Here is a 21,322-nt window from a genome sequence, read left to right as displayed (position 1 = left end):
AAAACTTTCGCCGTAGAATTTTGTTAGAAAAAAATCTACTGAATAAAAGCTACTGAAAATCGCGAAAAAGACACGATATTTAACCTTTTTAAATGCCCAAACAAATTAAGCATGAAAATAAGAAATGAAACAAAAGTTGGTATCCTTGCCGCCTTTGCAATAGCCCTACTCATTATCGGGTACAATTTTTTAAAGGGAAACTCTATATTTAGCAGCCAGACTACTCTTTACGCGCGATATTCCCGCGTAGATGGTTTAACTGTTTCTAAACCAATATTAATAAATGGTTTTCAAATAGGTAGGGTTGCTAAATTGCAACTAGAACCTGGAGGAACCATTCTTGCTACATTGAGTGTTAACGATAAGTATGAGATTCCAAAAAACAGCACAGCACGCTTAGAGGGAACTGATCTACTTGGTAGTAAGGCCATTGTAATGGAATTGGGTAACTCGAAAGATATGGCTGAAGACGGTTACGTTTTGAATGCCAATGTAGAAAAAGGACTGATGGACCAGGTAGAGCCTGTGCAAAAGAAAGCAGAGCTTATTATTGGTAAAATGGATTCTATTTTAACGAGTGTAAATTCTATCCTTAATCCAAATTTCCAAAACAGCGTTGATAAAAGTTTTAGCAGCATTGCAGGTACACTTGCTTCTTTAGAGAATACATCTAAAAATGTAGACAAGTTGGTTGGGTCTGAGGGATCAAAAATTCAAGCTATTTTTGCCAATGTGGAGAGCATAACTGCTAATTTGAATGATAACAACAAAAAAATATCAGATATTTTAAGCAATATCAATACGGTTACAGATAAGTTTGCAGCTGCTAATTTTAAGCAAACGTTAGATAATGCAAATAATGCCATTGCCGATTTGCAATCTGTAATTTCGGGTGTTAAAGACGGAAAGGGTAGCTTAGGGCTATTGCTAAATGACACGAAAATGTACGATAACTTGAATAGTGCTTCTAAAAACCTAGATAATTTAATGATAGATTTAAAAGCCAATCCGAAACGTTACGTACATTTTTCAGTGTTCGGCGGTGGTTCAAGAGAAAAATAAAATATTCAATAGGTTTTTTTTACAACTGAAAGGTTTTTCCTTCAACTGCTAACTCTGTATTATCGAAGACCGTCTTTGCTTCTTCTAACAGTGGTTGTATTGTTTTGTATCTAGAAGAAAAATGGCCAATTAGTAGCTTTTTTACATGGTTTATTTTTGCAACTTGTCCTGCTTGTTGCGCCGTGGTATGATGCGTTTCGTTAGCCCTATCTACAAGTTCATGCAAAAAAGTTGCCTCATGGTACAAGGTGTCGCAATGGTTAATTGTAGAAAAATACCTTTCATCCATCAACGTATCACTACAGTAAGCGTAGCACCTAGCCGGCTCCGGCTCTATAGTAAAGTCTACAGACTTTAGAATTTTCCCATCCGGCAGCTCTACATCTTTTCCTTTTTTCAAAGCAGAGTAGTAGGCATTAGGAACTTCATCTATTTTATCCTTGATTATTTTCCGTTGGCGTGGGGTTTGCTGAAATAGAAAGCCAGTGCAGGGAATGCGATGGTTTAAAATAATGGTCTTTACTACAAGGTCCGAATTCTCAAAAATCTGTTCTGATTTTTCTGAACTGCAAGAATGAAACTCTATTGGATACCGAAGCTTAGTATCAGAGTATTTAAATTGGAGTTCTAATATTTCCTGTAGCCCAACAGGGCCAAAAATATGCATCGGCTTAATTCTGCCATTTAAATGAAGGGTAGAAAGCAAGCCGATTAACCCAAAATAATGATCGCCGTGAAGATGTGTGATGAAAATATGGTCGATACGCGCAGCCTTTAGATTAAAACGCAACATTTGCACCTGGGTGCCTTCTCCACAATCAATTAGATAGTATTTATCATTACAGTTTAGCAATTGCCCAGAAGGGTTTCTGTTAATTACAGGTGTTGCAGAATTACTGCCTAATATGGTAACTTCAAATTTCATGCTAAACGGTATGTAAAAAGCCTCGTAGTTTTATAAAAACTACGAGGCTTTTATATAAATTCTTAATCTTAATTTTCGCTTTTCAACTCATTTTCCAAATCGTCCATAAAAATAAAATCTACGGCCTCTTCTACGTTATTAACAAAAACGATAGAATTAAAAATATTAGATAATGCGATAATAGATTCTAACTCGCTAGTTACGCCGGCCACAACAAATAAACCCCCTAACGATTTACAAAGTCTGTCTCCAACCAATAACGAGCTTAAATCTTGTGCATCTTTACATTCTGCTACGCTTGCCAAATTCAAAACGATATGTTTAAAGCCTTCTGCGTTTAGCATATACAACTCAGATTTTAATCCTGGCGCAACCTCATTTGTAAACCTTTCCTCTTGCAGCTCTAGCACTACGTATTTCTCTTGCTTATCTACCGAAAACTTCATCCTACTTCTTTTTCTACTAATTTAAAAAATTAAATTGACTTAGAGTGTCTGTAAAGCAGCCAAAATGTTTTTTTCTATCCTAGTACTGGTCGATTCTGTATCTGCCTTTATAAATTTTTCGCCCACAATCTGTTCGTAAAGCTCTATATACCTGTCTGATATTGAATTCACTACCTCTTCTGTCATAACTGGAACGGTTTGCCCGTCCTTTCCTTGAAAGTTGTTTTCGATTAACCATTTACGGACAAACTCTTTGGAGAGTTGTTTTTGTGGCTCGTCTATACGTTGTCTTTCTTCGTATCCTTCGGTATAAAAATAACGAGAAGAATCTGGTGTATGTATTTCATCTATCAGGTAAATAGTTCCGTCTGCTTTCCCAAATTCGTATTTGGTATCCACCAAAATCAATCCGCTTTTTGCCGCAATCTCCGTACCTCTTTTATAAAGTGCGTGGGTAAAGGTTTCTAGCTTGTTATAGTCTATAATACTTACAATACCTGTGGCAAGCAGGTCTTCTCTGCTAATGTCTTCATCGTGCCCAACAGAGGCTTTGGTAGTTGGTGTAATGATAGGTTCTGGCAACTTATCGTTTTCTTTTAAACCATTTGGCAACGCCACGCCACAAATACTTCGTTTACCTGCCTGGTATTCTCTCCAAGCATGCCCAGCAAGATAGCCGCGAATAACCATTTCTACCTTAAATGGTTCGCAAATACGGCCAATGGTTACCATTGGATCGCAAACATTTAACACCCAATTCGGCACAAGGTCTTCTGTGGCTTTCAGAAATTTGGCGGCAATTTGATTTAGTACCTGCCCTTTAAAAGGAATAGCCTCGGGCAACACAACGTCGAAAGCTGATATTCGGTCGGAAACGACCATAACCATTACAGCTTCTTTAATGGTATATACATCTCTAACCTTTCCTTTATAAAAATTACTCTGGTTCGGAAAACTGAAATGAGTTTCTTTTAATGCTTTCATAAGACGACAAAATTAGCAAAAAAGGTTGGGAAGTTGAGGGAGAGTTTAGTTGTTTAGTTGTTTAGGGGGTTAGGGGGTTAGAGTTTAGCTGTTGGCTTGTTTTATTGTTGTATTGCCAAATTTTTGGATTTGTTGTGCGTTATACAACTTTAGTTTGTTTTATTGACCTAAGTACCTAAACCCGACAGTGCGGATACCGGCCTTGTGGCTAAGGCCGGTGCAGTATGAGCAAATGGCGGGAACAGCCCTTAAAAAAAGTTGGTGCCCTTGCTTTTCTAATAAAAATTTAAATTTGACTTTCAGCTTTGGTCTTTCAGCTCTCAGCTTTAGTCTTCAAGCTTTCAGTTACTGAATATCGCCGTAGGCCTTTAATATATCTTTTACCAGTTTATGCCTTACTACGTCATCGCCAGTAAGGTAAATAATGTCTATTCCTTTTATGTTTTCTAATATGCGCAGTGCATTAAACAGTCCAGACATCTGCTTTTTTGGCAAATCTACCTGAGTTACGTCTCCGGTTACGATGAACTTAGCCGTCGGCCCCATACGCGTTAGAAACATTTTTAGTTGCAAATCGGTGGCATTTTGTGCTTCATCTAATATTACGAAGCAATTATCTAAGGTTCTACCGCGCATAAAAGCTAGGGGCGCAATCTCGATGGTTCTGTTTTCTAAGTAGAATTTAAGTTTTTCGGCTGGAATCATGTCATCCAATGCATCGTATAATGGACGCAAATAAGGATCTATTTTCTCTTTTAAATCTCCAGGTAAAAAGCCAAGGTTTTCTCCCGCTTCTACGGCTGGCCTAGTTAAAATAATACGCTTTATCTCCTTGTTTTTCAATGCCCTAACAGCAAGTGCTACAGCGGTGTATGTTTTTCCTGTACCCGCTGGCCCAACCGCAAACAAAATATCATTTTTTAAAATACTGCCTACCATTTTCCGCTGATTAGGCGTACGGGCTTTAATCAGCAGGCCATGAGTACCAAACACAATTACTTCTCCACCACCACCGTTGGCCACCTCGGTTACTGTTGTTTTTGTGAGAGCACCCCTGATAGACAAAATCGCATCCACGTCATTGGTAGTTAACGAATTGTGGCGATCTAGCTGAGCAACCAGCTGGTTAAACTTATCTTCAAATTGCTTCAGTTCCAAATCGTCGCCTAAAATCTTAACATCGGTTCCCCGTGCAACAATTTTAAGTTTTGGAAAAGCATTTTTCAACATTTCATAATGTTCGTTGTTCACACCCCAGAAATGGGCTGCATTTACGCTTTCTAAAGAGAGATTTTTTTCTGTCAAGTTGGAGTATTTTCTAAGTTTAAGGGCTTATATTAATTAAAATTTGAATATTTGTAACCGCTAAAGCACTAACACAAGAATAAGGATAATTAATGAATTTTTAATGGGTATAATTACTTTAACTACAGATTTAGGCTCGAGAGATTTTTATCAAAGTGCGCTGAAGGGAAGTTTGTTAAAAAATATGCCCACAGCAAACATTATAGATATTACGCACGACGTGCCTTCTTTTAATATTTCTTATGCGGCTTTTGTATTAAAGAATGCCTACGTTTATTTTCCTAAAAACACGGTACACCTTATCGGGATAGATTCTGTGTACAGCCAACACACCAAATATATTGCGCTAAAACACCACGACCATTATTTTGTAGGTGCTGATAACGGTATTTTTTCTTTGCTTTTTGATGGAGAACCTGAGCTTATTGTTGAGTTGAATATTTTGCAAGACTTAAAATACCTGCATTTTCCGCTGGTAGATATTTTTGTGAAAGCAGCCACACATTTGGCTAAAGGTGGAAAATTGATTGATATTGGAGTACCAATCTCTAACATGGAGGAAAAAACCTTGTTGCAGCCTGTAATTGAAAAAGACATGATTAGGGGCAGCGTGGTGTATATAGATACCTTTTGCAATGTAATTAGCAACATAACCAAAGATTTATTTACCAGATTGCAGAAAAACAGAGATTTTACGCTTTATTTTAAGAAAAGCGAAACAATTACACAGCTAAGTTGGCACTACAATGAGGTGCCCGAAGGCGAGAAACTTTGCCTTTTCGGCATCAGCAATCACCTAGAAATAGCTATAAACAAGGGTAAAGCAAGCGGTTTGTTAGGCTTGCATTTGGGCGATATTTTAAGGATAGAGTTTCATTAAGCGAATAGCGATAAAATCTAATTATAATCTGGAATCATTTTACCAGGATTTAATATCCCATTTGGATCAAAAACTGATTTTATTCCGCGCATTAAATTTAAATGTACGGGAGAATATTTAATGGACATAAATTCTTTTTGTACCAAGCCAATACCGTGCTCGCCAGAAATTGTACCACCGAGCTTTGTTGTGAGTTCAAATATTTCTGCAATACCATGTTTTAATCGATGTTTCCAGTCCTCATCGCTCATACCTGCTTTAATAATGTTAACGTGCAAATTTCCATCGCCAGCATGGCCGTAACAAACACTTTCGAAACCATACTTTGCACCAGTTTCTTTTATTCCTTTAATTAATTTTGGCAGTGCAGCTCGAGGAACTACGGTATCTTCCTCTTTATAAACCGAATTTGCTTTAACAGACTCTGCCATAGTTCTACGCATGCGCCAAAGCTCTTCCTTTTGCTGAGCCGTATCGGCAAAAAGGACCTCGGTACATTTAAAACTTTCTAAAACTTGATTTGCTTTTTCGCAATCTTTAAAAATTTCGTCCAAATCATTCCCATCAAATTCTATCATCAGCAAGGCCTCTACCCCACTTTTCAAATCAAATTTAATATCGTCGAATTTGATAACCCATTCTACTCCCTTGCGTTCCATAAACTCTAGGGCAGAAGGATTTAAACCTGCCTTAAAAATCGCCGAGACTGCAGCGCATGCATCTTCATTGGTATTGAACGAACCCATCATTAAGACTGAATTTTGCGGTTTTGGCAGCAATTTGGTTACAATTTTTGTAATTACCGCCAAGGTTCCTTCAGAGCCTATCATCAATTGGGTTAAATTATATCCAGATGCATATTTTAGGGTGTTCGCTCCGGTCCATAAGATTTCGCCAGTTGCCAGCACCACTTCTAAGTTTAAAATGTACTCCCTAATCGTTCCATACTTTACCACCCTGGGGCCACCAGACCCGTGGGCAACGTTGCCGCCTATAAAACAAGAACCCTTGCTGCTCGGGTCTACAGGATAAAGTAAACCATGGGCAGAAACCGCATTGATAAATTCTTCTGTAATTACACCCGGTTCCACAGTTGCTTGCAAATTCTCTGTATCTACCTCTATAATTTTCATAAACTTCTCCATCGACAAAGACACCCCACCAAAAATGGGCAGTGCAGCGCCACTTAAACCGGTTCCGGCTCCCCGTGGAGTAACAGGTATGTTGTGCGAGTTACAAATTTTTAGCAGTGCCGAGATTTCTGCACTAGTACTTGGCTTAACAACAACTTCTGGTTGGTAACGCAGGTCTTCTGTTTCATCATGGCTGTAGTTTTCTAAACTTTCCGCATCAGTAAAAACCGAGTCTTTTCCCATAGCTTGCCGGATTTTCTCTAAAATTCTAGCATCTATTTTAGTAAAGCTCATAGCTATTTTTTTAATGAATAATTTAATCTAACAAAAGAATGCCCAAGTTGTCCGTGCATTAAAGGGTTCAATTTTTTAATACTCACGCTGGCTGTACTAATAAAAGCGTATTTTTTTATCACCCTGGTCAATATTCGATTTAGAACAGTTTCCAATAATTTTTGAATGTTTGCCATCTCCGAAAGGATGATGGTGTTAAGCTCCTCGTAATTAACTGTAGACGAAAGTTCATCGGCAAAAGTCTGAGGAGGAAAATCAACCTCTAAATCCACAACGAAATAACAACCCAAAACTTGCTCTTCGGGATAGTAGCCGTGGTAAGCAAAAACCTTTACATCTCTTAGTGCAACTGTTTGAAGGCAATTATTTAACAATCTTTCGTTCATATTTCTAATACAAGCATTTTTCATCGCAATTTTTTATGCCTTGAAATCACAAAAATAAAACTTTTAAGCGGATAAAGTTAATTTGCTAACTTTGATTTCGACCCAATAAAACCCCGTTATGAGCAAGAAAGATCTTTACGAAGCACCAGATTATTTTGTGGTAGACGAACTGTTAACCGATGAACATAAGCTCATTAGAGAAAGTGCGAGAGATTGGGTAAAGAAAGAAGTGAGCCCAATTATAGAGGACTATGCGCAAAGAGCAGAATTTCCAAAACATTTGATAAAAGGTCTTGCAGAAATTGGTGCTTTTGGACCCACAATACCGGTAGAATACGGAGGCGCGGGCTTAGACTACATTGCGTACGGTATTTTAATGCAAGAAATAGAACGTGGAGATTCTGGCATACGTTCTACGGCATCGGTACAAGGATCTTTGGTAATGTATCCTATTTTTACTTTTGGAACAGAAGAACAGCGTAAAAAATTCTTACCAAAATTAGCGAGCGGCGAAATGATGGGTTGTTTCGGTCTTACGGAACCAGACCATGGCTCCAACCCAAGCGGAATGACCGCCAACATTAAGGATGCGGGAAGCCATTATGTACTTAATGGTGCTAAAATGTGGATCAGCAATTCGCCTTTTGCAGACATTGCCGTTGTGTGGGCAAAAGATGAAGAAGGCAAAATACGTGGACTAATCGTAGAGAGAGGAATGGAGGGATTTAGTACACCAGAAACCCATAATAAATGGAGTTTACGCGCTTCTGCCACAGGCGAACTGGTTTTCGATAATGTAAAAATCCCTAAAGAAAATATATTTCCAACCATAAAAGGGCTAAAAGGACCGCTGAGTTGCCTAAATCAGGCGAGGTACGGCATAGCTTGGGGAGCGCTCGGTGCTGCAATGGATTGTTACGACACTGCATTAAGGTATTCAAAAGAACGAGTACAATTTGGGAAACCCATCGGCGGATTTCAGTTGCAACAGAAGAAATTGGCAGAAATGATAACCGAAATTACCAAAGGCCAATTGCTCGTTTGGCGGTTGGGCGCGTTAAAGAACGAAAATCGCGCAACGCCAGAGCAAATTAGCATGGCAAAAAGGAATAGTGTAGAAACAGCACTAAACATTGCTAGAGAAGCAAGACAAATGTTGGGCGGCATGGGCATTACAGGCGAATATCCAATTATGCGTCACATGATGAACCTAGAATCTGTAGTTACTTACGAAGGAACGCATGACATACATTTGCTTATTACCGGAATGGATGTAACGGGTTTGAACGCATTTAGTTAAAACTAGTATTTTTTTTACTACAAAGTTCAAGAAGATGAGCACAAAGTTCGCAAAGACAAATTACTTTAGACCAGCCTTCTGTTTTTTTCGTGTGGCGTGATTGATGATCTCCGCGATAAATTATCTATCTAAACACTTAACAAATAATAGATTCCATATTTAGGAGAAAAATAGAACGTATTCGAATTCTGACACCCCAACTCTGCTTCCTTAAGACAAGCCGCTAAAAGAAAACTTTACCTGGCTGCTTTGTTGTTTGCTGGTGATACTATCTTCGAATTTTAAACCGACCGTCAAATCTATCCAATCTGGATTGCAGCTTCTTACCAAGCGCTCTTTCTGCACTCTTGTAAAATGACTTACAATTTTAAATCGAGCAAGTGCCTGAGCTTCGGTTCGAAACTCTTCAAAATATACCAAACGAGTTAATTGCTGGCCGTTATCAAAAAATAAATTGGGCATCTGTTTGTAGAAATCCAATGTTTTGGTCAAATCAGAACTCATGCCTACGTGCATGCTTGCGCGATTTCTGTCGGTAACGATGTAAACAAACTTTTTCATAACAATAACGGCTAAAATTTTTAACTAAACTATTTAGTAAGCAACCTTGGTATTTAAAATAATATTGCTAACTTTATTGGCACAATATTACTAATAATTTTAGTATTAACAAATTTATTTTAAATTTTATTTTTATGTCGAATATCGCCAACAATCTAAAGTACCTAAGGAAGAAAAAAGGCCACACGCAACAAAGCTTCGCAGATGAAATGGAAATTAAGCGCTCGCTGATTGGCGCTTATGAAGAAGACCGCGCAGAGCCAAAATATGAATTACTAAAAAAAATAGCAGAATATTTTGATTTATCCATCGATGAATTCATCAATGAAAAGATGAGTGATGCTTGGAAACCGAAACCAAAAAGCGCCGGTTCTAATTTGAGGGTATTAAGTGTTTCTGTAGATAGCAACGATAAAGAAAATATAGAGCTTGTACCTGTAAAGGCTAGTGCAGGTTATTTAAATGGTTATGCCGATCCAGAATACATAAGCGATCTACCCAAATTCCAGTTGCCCATTGCGGCTTTAAGACAGGGTACTTACCGTGCATTTGAGATTATGGGAGATAGCATGTTACCCGTGCAGCCTGGCAGCGTAATTATTGGCGAATATCTAGACAATTGGTCTGACGTGAAAACAGGCGAGACCTATATAGTAATAAGCAAAAACGAAGGTGTTGTTTATAAAAGGGCAGGAAATAGGTTTAAAGAAACCAAAGAGTTAAAATTAATCTCCGACAATAAAATATATGACCCCTACGCAATTGCTGCCGAAGATATTTTAGAGATATGGAAAGCGAAAGCCTATATTTCTACCTCTTTACCAGAACCAGCCCCAGACCCAACTATGGAGACTCTAACACAGATGATGGCCCAAATGCAAAAATCTATTTCTCAGTTAAATAAAAATTAACATGTTTTAACAAGCGCATATTAAACCATTTGCTGCTTTTTTCATCTATCGACTAAAATAAAATATAGAAACTATGAAAAAGTTAATGTTAACAGCCGCCCTTACGATAATGGGATTAGGTGCAGTTTTTGCCCAGACTACAACCAATACTAAGTTGCAGAAAAAGGCGAAATATACCGCAGAGCAGCGTGCCCAAAAAGCAACAGATAAATTAGATAAAAAGGTGATGCTAACTGCTGACCAAAAGACAAAGGTCTACCAACTCGAGTTAAGCAAATTTAATAAATCGAAAGATTTGACGGCTCAAAACCTCGATAAGGAAGCTAAAAAATCTCAGTTTAAGAAAATGGATAAAGCCTCAAACAAAGAATTGTATGGTGTATTAACAAGTGATCAACAAACAAAACTTAAAGAGATGAAGACCGAAAGAAAAGATAAAATGGCAGGAAAGCACAAAAAAGGAAATAAAGATCACTCTGCCCCTATGGTGTCAAACCCTCCGGCCCAAGTCCAATAGATTTTAAAGCATTTTAGGTAAAAAAAAGAAAAGCGTTCCTATATAGGAATGCTTTTTCTATTTTTGAGCGATGACCGCGCCAACCGCAATCGATGATCTGCTGAACGAACGCCTTGAAAAAAGACGGCAAGATGGATTGTTAAGAACATTGAGAGCGTTAAAAATTCCAGAAGTTATAACCAGCAACGGTGGCGTGTTGGCACCAAAAGTACTGGTAGATTTCTGTTCGAATGATTACTTAGGCTTCGCCCAATCAGCGGAATTAAAAAACCTCACAGCAATTGAACTGAGTAAATTTCCAAATTATCCAAATGGATCTGGAGGCTCTCGCCTTCTTAGTGGCAACACCAAGTATACCGAAGAAACCGAAGAATTTATTGCCAACTATCATTCGGCGCCTGCCGGATTATTTTTCAACTCAGGCTATGATGCAAACACAGGCCTACTCTCTAGCGTACCCCAACGAGGTGACACCATCATAAGCGACGAATTAAACCACGCCAGTTTAATAGACGGTTGTCGGTTGAGTTTGGCGCAGCGATTTAAGTTTAAGCATAACGATTTAGCAGATTTAGAGAAAAAACTAAAAATAGCTAAGGGCAGCGTGTTTGTTGTGGTAGAAAGTGTTTATTCTATGGATGGCGATTTAGCCTCCTTGCTAGAAATATCATCGCTTTGCGAAAAATATACTGCAAATTTAGTAGTTGATGAGGCACACGCCACGGGAGTTTTTGGTAGAAACGGAGCGGGATTGGTTACAGAGTTACATTTAGAAAACAAAGTATTTGCCAGAATAGTTACTTTTGGCAAAGCAATGGGAACACATGGCGCTATTGTTTTGGGAAGCAACACACTTAGGCAATATCTAATAAATTTTGCTCGGTCTTTTATTTATACAACTGCTGCACCAATGCATCATGTGGCAGCCATTAAAGCCGCTTACCTCCTCCTTTCGCAAACATCTTCAAAAAAATTAAATCAAAATATTGCGGTATTTCAAAAGTTGGCAAGAGCATGTAATCTACCCATATTAGAAAGCAATAGTACCATTCAAGGCGTACTTTTCTCTACAAATAATGCAGCCAAATCGGTGGCAACCTATTTACAGAAACAAGGTTTCGATGCGAGGGCTATTTTGAGCCCCACAGTTCCGGCAGGGAAGGAAAGAATCAGGATTTGCATTCATCAATTTAACACTGAAGAAGAGATTACAGCGCTCATATCGAATTTAAAGACAACCTTAAATGACTAAATATTTTGTATCGGGCATTGGCACAGGCATTGGTAAAACATTAATCAGTGCTATTTTAACCGAAAAACTACACGCCGATTATTGGAAACCCATTCAATCTGGAGATTTAGAACGGAGCGATAGCAAAGCAGTCGCATCGCTTATCTCTAACAACACAACCTTTATTCATCCAGAATCGTATCGATTAACGCAACCGCTCTCTCCACATTTATCGGCCAGACTTGATGGAATTTCCATTGAAATAGACAAAATGGTTCTTCCTGAAACGCAGAACCACTTAATTGTTGAAGGCGCGGGTGGGCTTATGGTTCCGCTTAATGATAATGACTTAATCATCGATTTTATTAAAAAACTAAAACTGGAAATGATTTTGGTTTCAGAAAATTACCTCGGCAGCATTAATCATACACTTTTATCGCTTGCTATGCTTAAACTATATAACATTCCGGTAAAGGGAATTATTTTTAATGGCAAAGAAAATGAAGAAACCCAAAACTACATCCTAAACTACACAGGAATAAGCCTTTTGGGTGTGGTGCCTAGAATGACCCATATAGATAAGCAAGCAATAGTGACAAGCGGCGAGCTTATCCGTCTTTAACAAATACTATATATTTTTTTTGTCATACAAAAAGATTTGTAATTAAAAACCAATCTACTTAAGGATTACCTTATGTTGATAACTAAGAAATTGGGCAAAAATTTAGTGAGCATTTTTAAGTAAACACAATTCTATTGCCTAATTTGCGGGGCAAATAATGTACACATGGACGACAAAAAGCAGGCAGGAAAAAACAATATCCTCTCCATAGATATCGGCGGAAGCAGTATAAAAGCTGTATTGTTAAGCGAAGCTGGAGAAATGCTATCTGATTACATAAAGAGTAAAACCCCATCAGAAGCTAAACCAGATGAAGTTTTGGAGATTATTTTTGATCTTATTGAGCCAATTGAAAAAACATACAACAGAGTTTCCATTGGTTTTCCTGGCTATGTAAAAAATGGTGTTGTAAAAACAGCACCCAATTTAGCAAAGGAGAAATGGACGGACGTACCTTTTGGACAAATGGTTGCCAACAAATTAAAGAAATCTGTTAGACTGGTTAATGACGCCGACCAACAAGGCCTTGGCGTAATAGCCGGCAAAGGTTTTGAAATTGTCTTTACCGTTGGCACGGGTTTCGGTACTGCATTATTATTCGATGGTGAATTGCTTCCGCATTTAGAGCTTGCCCATTTCCCTAGAAACAAACGAAAAGATTACGACGACTATATTGGCGACGTTGCCTTTAATAAAAAGGGCAAAGAACGTTGGAATAGGCGTTTGCAAAAAATAATTAAAATTTATAAAACAGTTTTCAATTATGATGCTTTATACATTGGCGGTGGAAACTCTAAAGAAATCACCTTTAAATTAGAAGATAACATAAAATTAGTGTCTAACAGAGATGGCATAAAGGGCGGAGCAAAACTTTGGCAACAAAGCGATAAGTTTCAAATTAAAACCCTTGATCCAGAACATTAGCCTAAAACAAGAAAGGTTTCTCTTCGCCAGTAATCTTTTTTAAGAAAAAAACAAAATAAAATGTCAGACAGTAAATCAAAAAAGTATAAGCTAGGAATGATTGGCTTAGGTACAATGGGTAGGAACCTATTGTTAAACATGGCCGATAAAGGCTTCTCTGTTACTGGGTATGATAAGGACCAAAAAATGATCGACAAGCTCGAGGAAGAAGGCAAAGGCCATCATCTTACAGGATTTGGAGATATAAAGAAATTCGTAGATAGCCTAGGTAGCCCTCGAATATTGGTTATGTTGGTGCCCGCTGGGCCTATTGTAGACAGCGTTATTGATGAATTGAAACCACTTTTGAGTAAGGGCGATTTAATTATCGATAGCGGAAATTCTCATTTTACCGATACCAATAGAAGGGTAAAAGAATTAAGCAAAGATGGCCTCCATTTCTTCGGAATGGGTATATCTGGTGGCGAGGAAGGCGCGAGGTTTGGCCCAAGCATGATGCCTGGAGGAGATAGAAATGCATACAACGATGTTGCAGAGATATTGGAAGCTACTGCTGCTAAAGTAAAGGGCGAGCCCTGCGTAACCTATTTGGGTCCGGGCGCATCTGGCCACTTTGTAAAAATGGTACATAATGGTATAGAATACGCCATTATGGAACTGATTGCCGAAACCTACGACATTTTGAAAAATGGACTTGAAAAATCAGATGATGAAATAAGTAAAATCTTTACCGACTGGAATAACGGCAAACTACAATCCTTTCTTATAGAAATTACCGGCGAAATTTTTCTCTTCAAAGACAAGAAAACTGGAGTAGATTTAGTAGACCACATTAAGGATCAAGCAAAAGCAAAAGGCACAGGAAAATGGACTTCTCAAGTGTCTATGGACATACAACTGCCAATACCAACCATAAATGAAGCAGTAGCCAATAGAGATCTTTCTAAATTTAAAGAGCTGAGAGTGAGCTTGAGCAAACGGTTTCCAAAACCGAAAGATAAACTTGTTTTAAGTTTAGAAGATTTAGAAAATGCCTTATACTTTGCTATGATTAGTGCGTATGCACAAGGCATGCATTTGTTGGTACAAGCTTCTAGAGAATATGACTACAATTTGAAGATGCAAGATATTGCCAAAATTTGGAGAGGTGGATGCATTATACGTGCTACGTTTTTAGAAGACATTTATGAAGCTTTTGAGAAAGATCATAACTTAGAACACCTGTTCCTAAACGAAAAGGTTCAAAAAATAATCGAAAAAGAACTTCCATCAGCCCGAAAGACAATCGTTACAGGTTTGCAAGCGGGTATTGGCATGGCTGCATTTGCCAGCACACTTACTTATTTCGACACCTTGAGTACTGGAGAAATGCCCTCGAACCTAATTCAGGCTCAGAGAGATTTTTTTGGGGCGCATACTTTTGAAAGAGATGATGAAGAAGGTGTTTTTCATGCAGATTGGAATAAGGTAAGCAAGTAGATTAACCGAGTTTTTGTATTATTGCAAAAAATATTAAAAATGAAATCAAGTACTGCGTTAAATTTAAATCCCACCATATTTGTAATTTTTGGTGGTACAGGCGATTTAAATAAAAGAAAATTAGCTCCGGCTCTTTACAACCTCTTTACAGAAGGCTATATGCCAAAAAAGTTTGCGGTTATTGGAACTGGCAGAACAGAATTTATAGATCAAACCTTTAAAGAAGAATTAAAAGATGCCGTGAATGAATTTTCTAGAAGTGGCAAGGTGGATAAGGAAAAATGGGATGATTTTGCGAAAACCATCCACTACACTCCAACAGATTTTACGAAACCGAAAACATTCGAGACCTTAAAATCAGCGGTAGAAAAATATCAAAAAGAATTTGGCAAAGAAACACAGGTGATTTATTATCTTGCTGTTGCCCCGAAATTCTTTTCGATGACTGCTGAATATTTACACAAATACAAGCTTACCCAAGATGAGGACAACAGTAGAATTGTAGTAGAAAAGCCTTTTGGGCACAATTTAGAATCTGCAAAAGAGTTAAACAAACTTCTTGGTTGCATTTTTACAGAAAAACAGATTTATCGCATAGACCACTATCTTGGCAAGGAGACAGTGCAAAATATGATGGCATTTAGATTTGCTAACGCTTTATTTGAGCCCTTGTGGAATCGATCTTATATAGACCATGTTCAAATCTCTGTAACCGAACAATTGGGTGTAGAAGATAGAGGAGGATACTACGAAGGTGCTGGTGCGCTTAGGGATATGATCCAGAACCATTTGTTGCAATTGCTTTGTTTGGTAGGTATGGAAGTACCTATAAAATTTGAGGCTGATGAACTTCGTGATAGGAAAGTGGAAGTTTTAAAGGCAATTAGACCATTTTCTGCAGAAAACGTAAGGTTCAATGCTGTTAGAGGACAATATGGAAAAGGCTGGGTTGAAGGTAAAGAAGTGCCTAGTTATAGGCACGAAACTAGTGTGGATGAACACTCCAATACAGAAACTTTTGCCGCTATAAAATTTTACATTGACAATTGGAGATGGCAAAACGTACCCTTTTATCTAAGGACAGGAAAGCGATTAAATCAAACGTCTTCTTTAATTACCATTCAATTTAGAGATGTTCCGCACCAAATTTTCGACGCCGACGTGGCAGAAAACTGGCAACAAAACCGCCTGATAATAAGTATACAACCAGAAATGAGCATTCGCATGCAAATGCAAGCAAAAAGACCAGGTGTAGATATGGTGTTAAACCCTGTAGACATGGTGTTTGATTACAAGGGAACCTACGAAACAGATACGCCAGAGGCTTATGAAACCTTATTGCTTGACGTAATGATGGGCGATCAAACCTTATTTATGCGAGGTGATCAGGTTGAGGCTGCTTGGGAACTTGTTATGCCAATTTTGAACGCTTGGGAAAGCAAACAGTCTATAAACTTTCCTAATTACCCTGCAGACAGTTGGGGGCCTGAAGAAGCTGAGGCGCTGATTGCACGAGATGGTTTCCATTGGTACAACCTACCTTTAAAAGAACAAAAATAAAGTAGAAATGAATTAATTAAACAAATTTGGCCTTTTATTGGCCGAGTTTGTTTTTTTTAAGATTACGATGAAAATTATTCGTCGTTTAAATAACTGGAAGATGAATTTACTCATTTATAAGTCTGTCGACGTGCTTAATATAGCACTTGCAGATTACGTCATAAAAATAGCAAACCAAGCAATCGAAGAAAAAGGATCCTTTAACTTTGTGCTAACTGGAGGCAATTCTCCGAAAGAATTATATAGGCTTTTATCAACCGAATATAAAGATAAAACAGACTGGAATAAAGTGTATTTTTTCTTTGGTGATGAGCGGAATGTTTCTGCCGACAGCAATGACTATAACGGAGGGATGGCTAAGAAGAACTTGTTCGACAAGCTCGACACAGCAGCAGATCATATATTTTATGTCGACACAGCGTTAACTCCAAAAGATGCAGCAGTTGCCTATAAAAAATCGCTCGACAAGCATTTCAATGGAAACAACATCACTTTCGACCTTATTTTATTGGGCATGGGAGACGACGGGCATACCGCTTCGATTTTCCCGCACACATCGCTTGTGAAAGATAAAACGGTTAATGTTTCGTCTGTTTTTGTAGAAAAATTAGATGCCTACAGAATAAGTTTTACCGCACCGCTAATTAACGAAGCTGAAAATATTGCATTTTTGGTTTTCGGCGAGGGCAAGGCTTCAGCACTTAAACACGTAACTACCGATCAGGAAAAAGATGCAAATACATTTCCTGCGCAATTAATTGATCCAACGATAGGCAATTTAACGTGGTTTGTGGATGAAGAAGCGGCAGCGTTGCTCTAAAGCTATCAGACCTACGTTCTCGGGTTATTTTTTTCCATAAGTAATTTTATAATACCATCTGCAAGACCGACCTGCGGCACATATATTTTTTTAATTTTTTCCCAATTCATCAACTTTAAATAAATTTCTCCAGCCGGAACAATTACATCTGCCCTATCTGCATTTAAGCCCATTTTATCAATTCTCTGCTCAAGCGAAAGGCTACTGAGTTCATCGTAAATTTCTGTTAACCTTTTTACAGATAATGGGCTATTTTCCTTTCCGTTACTCAACCTAAAAAGCTTGTTAATGTTACCCCCAGTGCCAATGGCATTTAATTGTTTAAAGTTTTTACAATGGTAGGCAACCCAATTTTTCATTTGTTCCCAAGTCTCCTTTTTTACGTTACCATCTAACAGCCTAATGGTTCCAATATCAAAAGATTTCGAGGCGCCAAAGTTTCCATTAACGAAAACCGAGAGCTCTGTACTTCCACCGCCAACATCAATGTATAAATATTGCTTGTTCTGGTCTAATTCTTGCTCTATGTGATTGGCATATATAATATCTGCTTCTCGCTCACCACCTATTATTTCAAGCTTAATGCCGCTTATTTCTTCTATTGACTTTATTAACTCTTCACCATTTTCTGCCTCCCTCATGGCAGAAGTTGCACATGCTAAATAATCAGAAACCTGATAAACGTCCATCAAATTTTTAAACGCCACCATTGTTTTTATCAATGCCGTAGCCTTGCCGTCTAATATTTTTTTATAAACGAAAGAATCCTCACCAAGACGAACAGGAACTCTAATAAAAGTATTCTTCTTGTATTTTAAGTCATTTCCATTATCTACTATATCTGCAATTAATAACCGTACCGCATTAGATCCAACATCAATTGCTCCATATCTCGTCATGTCTATTTCAATTTATTTTTTAGATAACTGTAAATTTCAACCTGTGCTCTCGTCTTTTTAGCAAGTCTATTTTTCTTATACCTATTTGTATTTGGACCGTTTATAATGCGCGCTTTCACATTATCTGCAAGCTGAATGTCTAAAATATCCTGTATCTCTTTTTTTACTTCATAATCCAATATTGGGAAGCCCACCTCCACCCTATGCTCAATATTTCTACTCATTAAATCTGCAGAAGACAAAAACATATCTCGCGTATCGCCAGTTCCAAAAATATAAATTCGTGCATGTTCTAAAAACTTATCGATAATGCTAATTGCAGTTATGTTTTCGCTAAAATCCTTTACACCAGGAACAAGACAGCAAATGCCTCTAACAATTAAGTCTATCTTCACTCCAGCATTGCTTGCCTTATAAAGTTTATCAATAATATCTTCATCAGCTAAGCTATTAACTTTTAAAAGGATATAAGCAGGTTTACCCGCCTTCGCCACTCTAATCTCTCTATTAATAAAGTTGGTAAGCTTTGAGCGCATCTCCAAAGGTGAAACAATTAAATGTTTAAACCCTTTTGAGACTGTCTTTCTGTTCAGGGTATCAAAAAGTTTTACTAGGTCCTTGGTAATCTGTTTCTTTGCCGTAAACAAACTATGATCACAATACAGGCCTGCCGTTTTTTCATTAAAGTTTCCGGTGGCTAAATTGGCATAATAAACCGGTTTTTCCTTTTCTATACGTTTAATTAAACATATTTTAGAATGCACCTTGTAATCTGTAAGCCCGTAATTTACTTTTACTCCACCTTCCATCAGCCTGCTCGTCCAAAAAATATTGGCTTGCTCATCAAACCTAGCTTTTAATTCTAGCAGTACCGAGACCGATTTTCCATTTTTTGCTGCATTAATCAAGGCATTAATAACTTTTGAATTTTCCGCCAATCGATAAAGTGTAATCTGAATTTCGACAACTTTAGGGTCAATAGCCGCTTCTCTAAGAAATAAAATAATATAATCGTAACTTTGATATGGAAGATTTACGAGGTAATCTCTTTCTGCAATTTTTGTAAAAACGCTTTGTGTTCTATGCAATCCTTCTACCTTTAAAGGTACATTTGGTGGATACTCTAAATCCTTTGAGCCCGGGTTTGGAAAGGCAATAAAATCGCCAAACTTATGATACCTGTTACCCGGCAAAAGGTATTCGGCTTCAATTTTTAGCTTTGCTATCAATACGTTCAGCATATCTAACGGCATAGCAGAATCATAAAGCAAACGCATGGGTTTACCTTTTTTGCGCTTCTCTAAACTATTTTTCAAATCTTCTATAAACTTGTCACTAACAGTCTTGTCCAAATCTAACTCAGAGTCTCTTGTCAACTGGATGGTAAACGCTTCAACCGTATCATAAGTGAAAACATAAAAAATATCGTCTAAGCAATATTTTATAATGTCTTCTAACAAGATGATAAATTTTAGTTCGTTGGTGTCGGGGAGAACCAAAAATCTGGATAAAGTTTTCGGGATTTCTATGAGCGCAAAACGTTCCTTCAGCTTTATTTCTGTGCGCGATAGTTTTACAAAGAAATACAAATTCCTGTCCTTCAGCTCGGGGAATGGCTTATCCATATCGATCATTATGGGCACCAAGTTAGATAGTATCTTATCTCTAAAGTGGTTTATAACAAACTCTCCCCTACTAACATTCAGTTGCGTATCATTTAAAATAAAAATTTTATTCTGCGCTAACCCATTTATAAGCGTCGCCTGAAAAAGCTGATCGAATTTTTTTTCTTGCTTTACAACAATGTTCTTAATTTCATTTAATGTTTTTTTGGGATTAAAACCAAGAAGTGTCTTTGCCTTAACATTTAGATTTGTTAACCTAGCCAACGTAGAAACCCTAACGCGATAAAATTCCTCCAGATTTGAAGAATAAATTGATAAAAATTTAATTCTCTCTATCAACGGTACTGTTTCATCTGCCGCCTCTTGCAACACGCGCTCGTTAAAATATAACCAGCTAATTTCTCTGTTTACAAACGGAATATGTTTTTTGCTCATTTACCACACTAAGATACTGGCCTTTTTACAGTTTTTAAAAAAACAAAAGGCAAATTAATACTTATTAAAACATTGCAAAAAAAATCTAACTTTAAGTGGTTGGTTTCTTTTGCGCGGGTGTGGTTTTTGGTTTAACGACTGCGGCTTTCTTGGTGGCGGCTGGTTTATCGGTTTTAACCATACCTTCTACTGTTTCGCTCTGCATATTCTTAACCCTTTTAGTCAGAGAAGCAGGTCTCCCGGGCATTTTTTTATGCGTAGCGGCAGCAGTTGTTGTGGGTTTTTTTACCGTTGCGGCTGGCTTCTTTATTGTGGCTCCAATGGTGGCATTTCTAGGTGCGCCTCGTTTAGCTGTAGTTGATGGGGCAGTTGTTTGCTGAGCTGGTTTTGTCGGTGCCTCTGGCGATTTTCTACTTGCAACATTAGGCTTTCTTATCGGTTTTGCAGGGCTTTTAACGGACTGAGCATTTTGTGTACCGGTTGTTTTTACGGTCTTTGATTTCGGCGTGGTTTTAGGCTTAGATTTCTGAGTAACTGGTGTTTTAGCCGAACTTGCTTCGGTCTTTTTCGCAATGCTAGAAGATTGCATCTTCTGAGGTTTTACCTCGAGTTTTGCCAGCTTCGAAGTTGTATCTTTAATTTCGCTTACCTTACTTTCCTTTTTTTCCTTTGCTTTAGGCAGAACTTCAATTTTCTTATTTTTATTTTTGCTTTGAGCAGTAAATTTAGATTTCGCCTTTGCCACTTTTTTGGAATCGGCCGGGGGGTTGTCGCTGCTTGTCAACACATCTTTCATTTTTTTAGAGAGCTTCTTCGTTAAACGTTTGCTCATCTTAATAATTTCCTCGCTCACATCAACAACATCATGTCCCAAACTTCGCACCAATTCAAAAAGTTTCTCGCGCAAGGACTCTTCCAAATGTGTAGTCTTCTTCTTTACCTCTTTAGATTGATTTTTTCTTTTATCGTTTTTCATGTTATTTTTCGTTTGTTTGTACTTCTATCTATTTTATTTACTAAATC

General features: G+C 37.8%; 21 protein-coding genes. 11 read left to right on the top strand and 10 right to left on the bottom strand.

All coding sequences use genetic code 11. From position 1 onward, the window contains the following. Window positions 1-111 precede the first annotated feature (111 nt). Window positions 112-1,062 (top strand): MlaD family protein, encoded by a 951-nt coding sequence (locus tag ABIB40_RS00490; protein ID WP_354354856.1) that lies wholly within the window; start codon window positions 112-114, stop codon window positions 1,060-1,062. Between the two features lie 19 nt (window positions 1,063-1,081). Here ABIB40_RS00490 and ABIB40_RS00485 read toward each other — a convergent pair whose 3' ends face one another. The 4 genes from ABIB40_RS00485 to ABIB40_RS00470 all read right to left on the bottom strand — a co-directional run bounded on the left by ABIB40_RS00485 (window position 1,082) and on the right by ABIB40_RS00470 (window position 4,722). After that, a complete protein-coding gene (locus ABIB40_RS00485) occupies window positions 1,082-1,987 on the bottom strand; it encodes a ribonuclease Z (RefSeq protein WP_354354854.1) in 906 nt (301 codons plus the stop codon). Window positions 1,988-2,055: 68 nt separating this feature from the next. Further along, window positions 2,056-2,433 carry an STAS domain-containing protein gene (locus ABIB40_RS00480; RefSeq protein WP_354354852.1) on the bottom strand — a complete coding sequence of 126 codons (378 nt, stop codon included), beginning with the start codon at window positions 2,431-2,433 and terminating at the stop codon, window positions 2,056-2,058. 39 nt (window positions 2,434-2,472) lie between these two features. Further along, on the bottom strand, window positions 2,473-3,417 hold the full coding sequence (locus ABIB40_RS00475) for a phosphoribosylaminoimidazolesuccinocarboxamide synthase (protein ID WP_354354850.1): 945 nt from the start codon (window positions 3,415-3,417) through the stop codon (window positions 2,473-2,475). A 345-nt stretch (window positions 3,418-3,762) separates the two neighbouring features. Further along, a complete protein-coding gene (locus tag ABIB40_RS00470; protein WP_354354848.1) occupies window positions 3,763-4,722 on the bottom strand; it encodes a PhoH family protein in 960 nt (319 codons plus the stop codon). 103 nt (window positions 4,723-4,825) lie between these two features. Here ABIB40_RS00470 and ABIB40_RS00465 point away from each other — a divergent pair, with 103 nt between their 5' ends. Beyond that, entirely contained in the window at window positions 4,826-5,602 is a 777-nt protein-coding gene (locus tag ABIB40_RS00465) for an SAM hydrolase/SAM-dependent halogenase family protein (protein ID WP_354354846.1), read from the top strand. Window positions 5,603-5,619: 17 nt separating this feature from the next. Here ABIB40_RS00465 and ABIB40_RS00460 read toward each other — a convergent pair whose 3' ends face one another. Both ABIB40_RS00460 and ABIB40_RS00455 read right to left on the bottom strand, forming a co-directional pair. Then, a complete protein-coding gene (locus ABIB40_RS00460; protein WP_354354844.1) occupies window positions 5,620-7,029 on the bottom strand; it encodes an FAD-binding oxidoreductase in 1,410 nt (469 codons plus the stop codon). 2 nt (window positions 7,030-7,031) lie between these two features. Further along, window positions 7,032-7,439: a dihydroneopterin aldolase gene (locus ABIB40_RS00455; RefSeq protein ID WP_354354842.1), complete on the bottom strand. Its 408-nt coding sequence runs from the start codon at window positions 7,437-7,439 to the stop codon at window positions 7,032-7,034. Window positions 7,440-7,533: 94 nt separating this feature from the next. On the opposite strand from ABIB40_RS00455, the gene ABIB40_RS00450 reads away from it, so the two are divergent. Beyond that, window positions 7,534-8,715, top strand: coding sequence for an acyl-CoA dehydrogenase family protein (locus ABIB40_RS00450; protein ID WP_354354840.1), 1,182 nt, complete (start codon window positions 7,534-7,536; stop codon window positions 8,713-8,715). Between the two features lie 210 nt (window positions 8,716-8,925). On the opposite strand, the gene ABIB40_RS00445 is transcribed toward ABIB40_RS00450, so the two are convergent. Beyond that, complete coding sequence (locus ABIB40_RS00445; protein WP_354354838.1) at window positions 8,926-9,276, bottom strand: GIY-YIG nuclease family protein; 351 nt, start codon at window positions 9,274-9,276, stop codon at window positions 8,926-8,928. Between the two features lie 134 nt (window positions 9,277-9,410). On the opposite strand from ABIB40_RS00445, the gene ABIB40_RS00440 reads away from it, so the two are divergent. From ABIB40_RS00440 to pgl, 8 genes are all read left to right on the top strand, one after another. Beyond that, on the top strand, window positions 9,411-10,187 hold the full coding sequence (locus ABIB40_RS00440; RefSeq protein ID WP_354354836.1) for an XRE family transcriptional regulator: 777 nt from the start codon (window positions 9,411-9,413) through the stop codon (window positions 10,185-10,187). 73 nt (window positions 10,188-10,260) lie between these two features. Continuing rightward, window positions 10,261-10,704, top strand: a complete 444-nt coding sequence (locus tag ABIB40_RS00435) for a DUF4890 domain-containing protein (RefSeq protein ID WP_354354834.1) — start codon at window positions 10,261-10,263, stop codon at window positions 10,702-10,704. Window positions 10,705-10,774: 70 nt separating this feature from the next. Further along, window positions 10,775-11,956, top strand: coding sequence for an aminotransferase class I/II-fold pyridoxal phosphate-dependent enzyme (locus tag ABIB40_RS00430; protein WP_354354832.1), 1,182 nt, complete (start codon window positions 10,775-10,777; stop codon window positions 11,954-11,956). Beyond that, on the top strand, window positions 11,949-12,557 hold the full coding sequence (bioD, locus tag ABIB40_RS00425; RefSeq protein ID WP_354354830.1) for a dethiobiotin synthase: 609 nt from the start codon (window positions 11,949-11,951) through the stop codon (window positions 12,555-12,557). Before ABIB40_RS00430 ends, bioD begins: the two co-directional genes overlap by 8 nt. Window positions 12,558-12,722: 165 nt before the next feature. Beyond that, window positions 12,723-13,481: an ROK family protein gene (locus tag ABIB40_RS00420; protein ID WP_354354828.1), complete on the top strand. Its 759-nt coding sequence runs from the start codon at window positions 12,723-12,725 to the stop codon at window positions 13,479-13,481. A 60-nt stretch (window positions 13,482-13,541) separates the two neighbouring features. Further along, window positions 13,542-14,960: an NADP-dependent phosphogluconate dehydrogenase gene (gene gnd / locus ABIB40_RS00415; protein ID WP_354354826.1), complete on the top strand. Its 1,419-nt coding sequence runs from the start codon at window positions 13,542-13,544 to the stop codon at window positions 14,958-14,960. 39 nt (window positions 14,961-14,999) lie between these two features. Continuing rightward, a complete protein-coding gene (gene zwf, locus ABIB40_RS00410; protein ID WP_354354824.1) occupies window positions 15,000-16,520 on the top strand; it encodes a glucose-6-phosphate dehydrogenase in 1,521 nt (506 codons plus the stop codon). Between the two features lie 100 nt (window positions 16,521-16,620). Further along, on the top strand, window positions 16,621-17,340 hold the full coding sequence (gene pgl, locus ABIB40_RS00405) for a 6-phosphogluconolactonase (protein ID WP_354354822.1): 720 nt from the start codon (window positions 16,621-16,623) through the stop codon (window positions 17,338-17,340). 11 nt (window positions 17,341-17,351) lie between these two features. Here pgl and ABIB40_RS00400 read toward each other — a convergent pair whose 3' ends face one another. The 3 genes from ABIB40_RS00400 to ABIB40_RS00390 form a co-directional block, all read right to left on the bottom strand. After that, entirely contained in the window at window positions 17,352-18,239 is an 888-nt protein-coding gene (locus tag ABIB40_RS00400; RefSeq protein ID WP_354354820.1) for a Ppx/GppA phosphatase family protein, read from the bottom strand. Between the two features lie 2 nt (window positions 18,240-18,241). Next, window positions 18,242-20,299, bottom strand: a complete 2,058-nt coding sequence (gene ppk1 / locus ABIB40_RS00395) for a polyphosphate kinase 1 (RefSeq protein WP_354354818.1) — start codon at window positions 20,297-20,299, stop codon at window positions 18,242-18,244. A gap of 91 nt (window positions 20,300-20,390) precedes the next feature. Continuing rightward, complete coding sequence (locus tag ABIB40_RS00390) at window positions 20,391-21,275, bottom strand: hypothetical protein (protein WP_354354816.1); 885 nt, start codon at window positions 21,273-21,275, stop codon at window positions 20,391-20,393. Window positions 21,276-21,322: the final 47 nt, after the last annotated feature.

The sequence above is a fragment of the Pedobacter sp. UYP30 genome (assembly GCF_040547165.1).
Classification (GTDB): domain Bacteria; phylum Bacteroidota; class Bacteroidia; order Sphingobacteriales; family Sphingobacteriaceae; genus Pedobacter.
Note: the sequence above shows the minus strand (reverse complement) of the source record. Positions and strands in the feature narration are given on the sequence as shown.

Bases quoted from the DNA above. Each gene is read 5' to 3' on its own strand.
- ABIB40_RS00490 (WP_354354856.1), top strand. From the start codon at position 112: ATGAAAATAAGAAATGAAACAAAAGTTGGTATCCTTGCCGCCTTTGCA.
- ABIB40_RS00485 (WP_354354854.1), bottom strand. From the start codon at position 1,987: ATGAAATTTGAAGTTACCATATTAGGCAGTAATTCTGCAACACCTGTA.
- ABIB40_RS00480 (WP_354354852.1), bottom strand. From the start codon at position 2,433: ATGAAGTTTTCGGTAGATAAGCAAGAGAAATACGTAGTGCTAGAGCTG.
- ABIB40_RS00475 (WP_354354850.1), bottom strand. From the start codon at position 3,417: ATGAAAGCATTAAAAGAAACTCATTTCAGTTTTCCGAACCAGAGTAAT.
- ABIB40_RS00465 (WP_354354846.1), top strand. From the start codon at position 4,826: ATGGGTATAATTACTTTAACTACAGATTTAGGCTCGAGAGATTTTTAT.
- ABIB40_RS00460 (WP_354354844.1), bottom strand. From the start codon at position 7,029: ATGAGCTTTACTAAAATAGATGCTAGAATTTTAGAGAAAATCCGGCAA.
- ABIB40_RS00455 (WP_354354842.1), bottom strand. From the start codon at position 7,439: ATGAAAAATGCTTGTATTAGAAATATGAACGAAAGATTGTTAAATAAT.
- ABIB40_RS00450 (WP_354354840.1), top strand. From the start codon at position 7,534: ATGAGCAAGAAAGATCTTTACGAAGCACCAGATTATTTTGTGGTAGAC.
- ABIB40_RS00445 (WP_354354838.1), bottom strand. From the start codon at position 9,276: ATGAAAAAGTTTGTTTACATCGTTACCGACAGAAATCGCGCAAGCATG.
- ABIB40_RS00440 (WP_354354836.1), top strand. From the start codon at position 9,411: ATGTCGAATATCGCCAACAATCTAAAGTACCTAAGGAAGAAAAAAGGC.
- ABIB40_RS00435 (WP_354354834.1), top strand. From the start codon at position 10,261: ATGAAAAAGTTAATGTTAACAGCCGCCCTTACGATAATGGGATTAGGT.
- ABIB40_RS00430 (WP_354354832.1), top strand. From the start codon at position 10,775: ATGACCGCGCCAACCGCAATCGATGATCTGCTGAACGAACGCCTTGAA.
- bioD (WP_354354830.1), top strand. From the start codon at position 11,949: ATGACTAAATATTTTGTATCGGGCATTGGCACAGGCATTGGTAAAACA.
- ABIB40_RS00420 (WP_354354828.1), top strand. From the start codon at position 12,723: ATGGACGACAAAAAGCAGGCAGGAAAAAACAATATCCTCTCCATAGAT.
- gnd (WP_354354826.1), top strand. From the start codon at position 13,542: ATGTCAGACAGTAAATCAAAAAAGTATAAGCTAGGAATGATTGGCTTA.
- zwf (WP_354354824.1), top strand. From the start codon at position 15,000: ATGAAATCAAGTACTGCGTTAAATTTAAATCCCACCATATTTGTAATT.
- pgl (WP_354354822.1), top strand. From the start codon at position 16,621: ATGAATTTACTCATTTATAAGTCTGTCGACGTGCTTAATATAGCACTT.
- ABIB40_RS00400 (WP_354354820.1), bottom strand. From the start codon at position 18,239: ATGACGAGATATGGAGCAATTGATGTTGGATCTAATGCGGTACGGTTA.
- ppk1 (WP_354354818.1), bottom strand. From the start codon at position 20,299: ATGAGCAAAAAACATATTCCGTTTGTAAACAGAGAAATTAGCTGGTTA.
- ABIB40_RS00390 (WP_354354816.1), bottom strand. From the start codon at position 21,275: ATGAAAAACGATAAAAGAAAAAATCAATCTAAAGAGGTAAAGAAGAAG.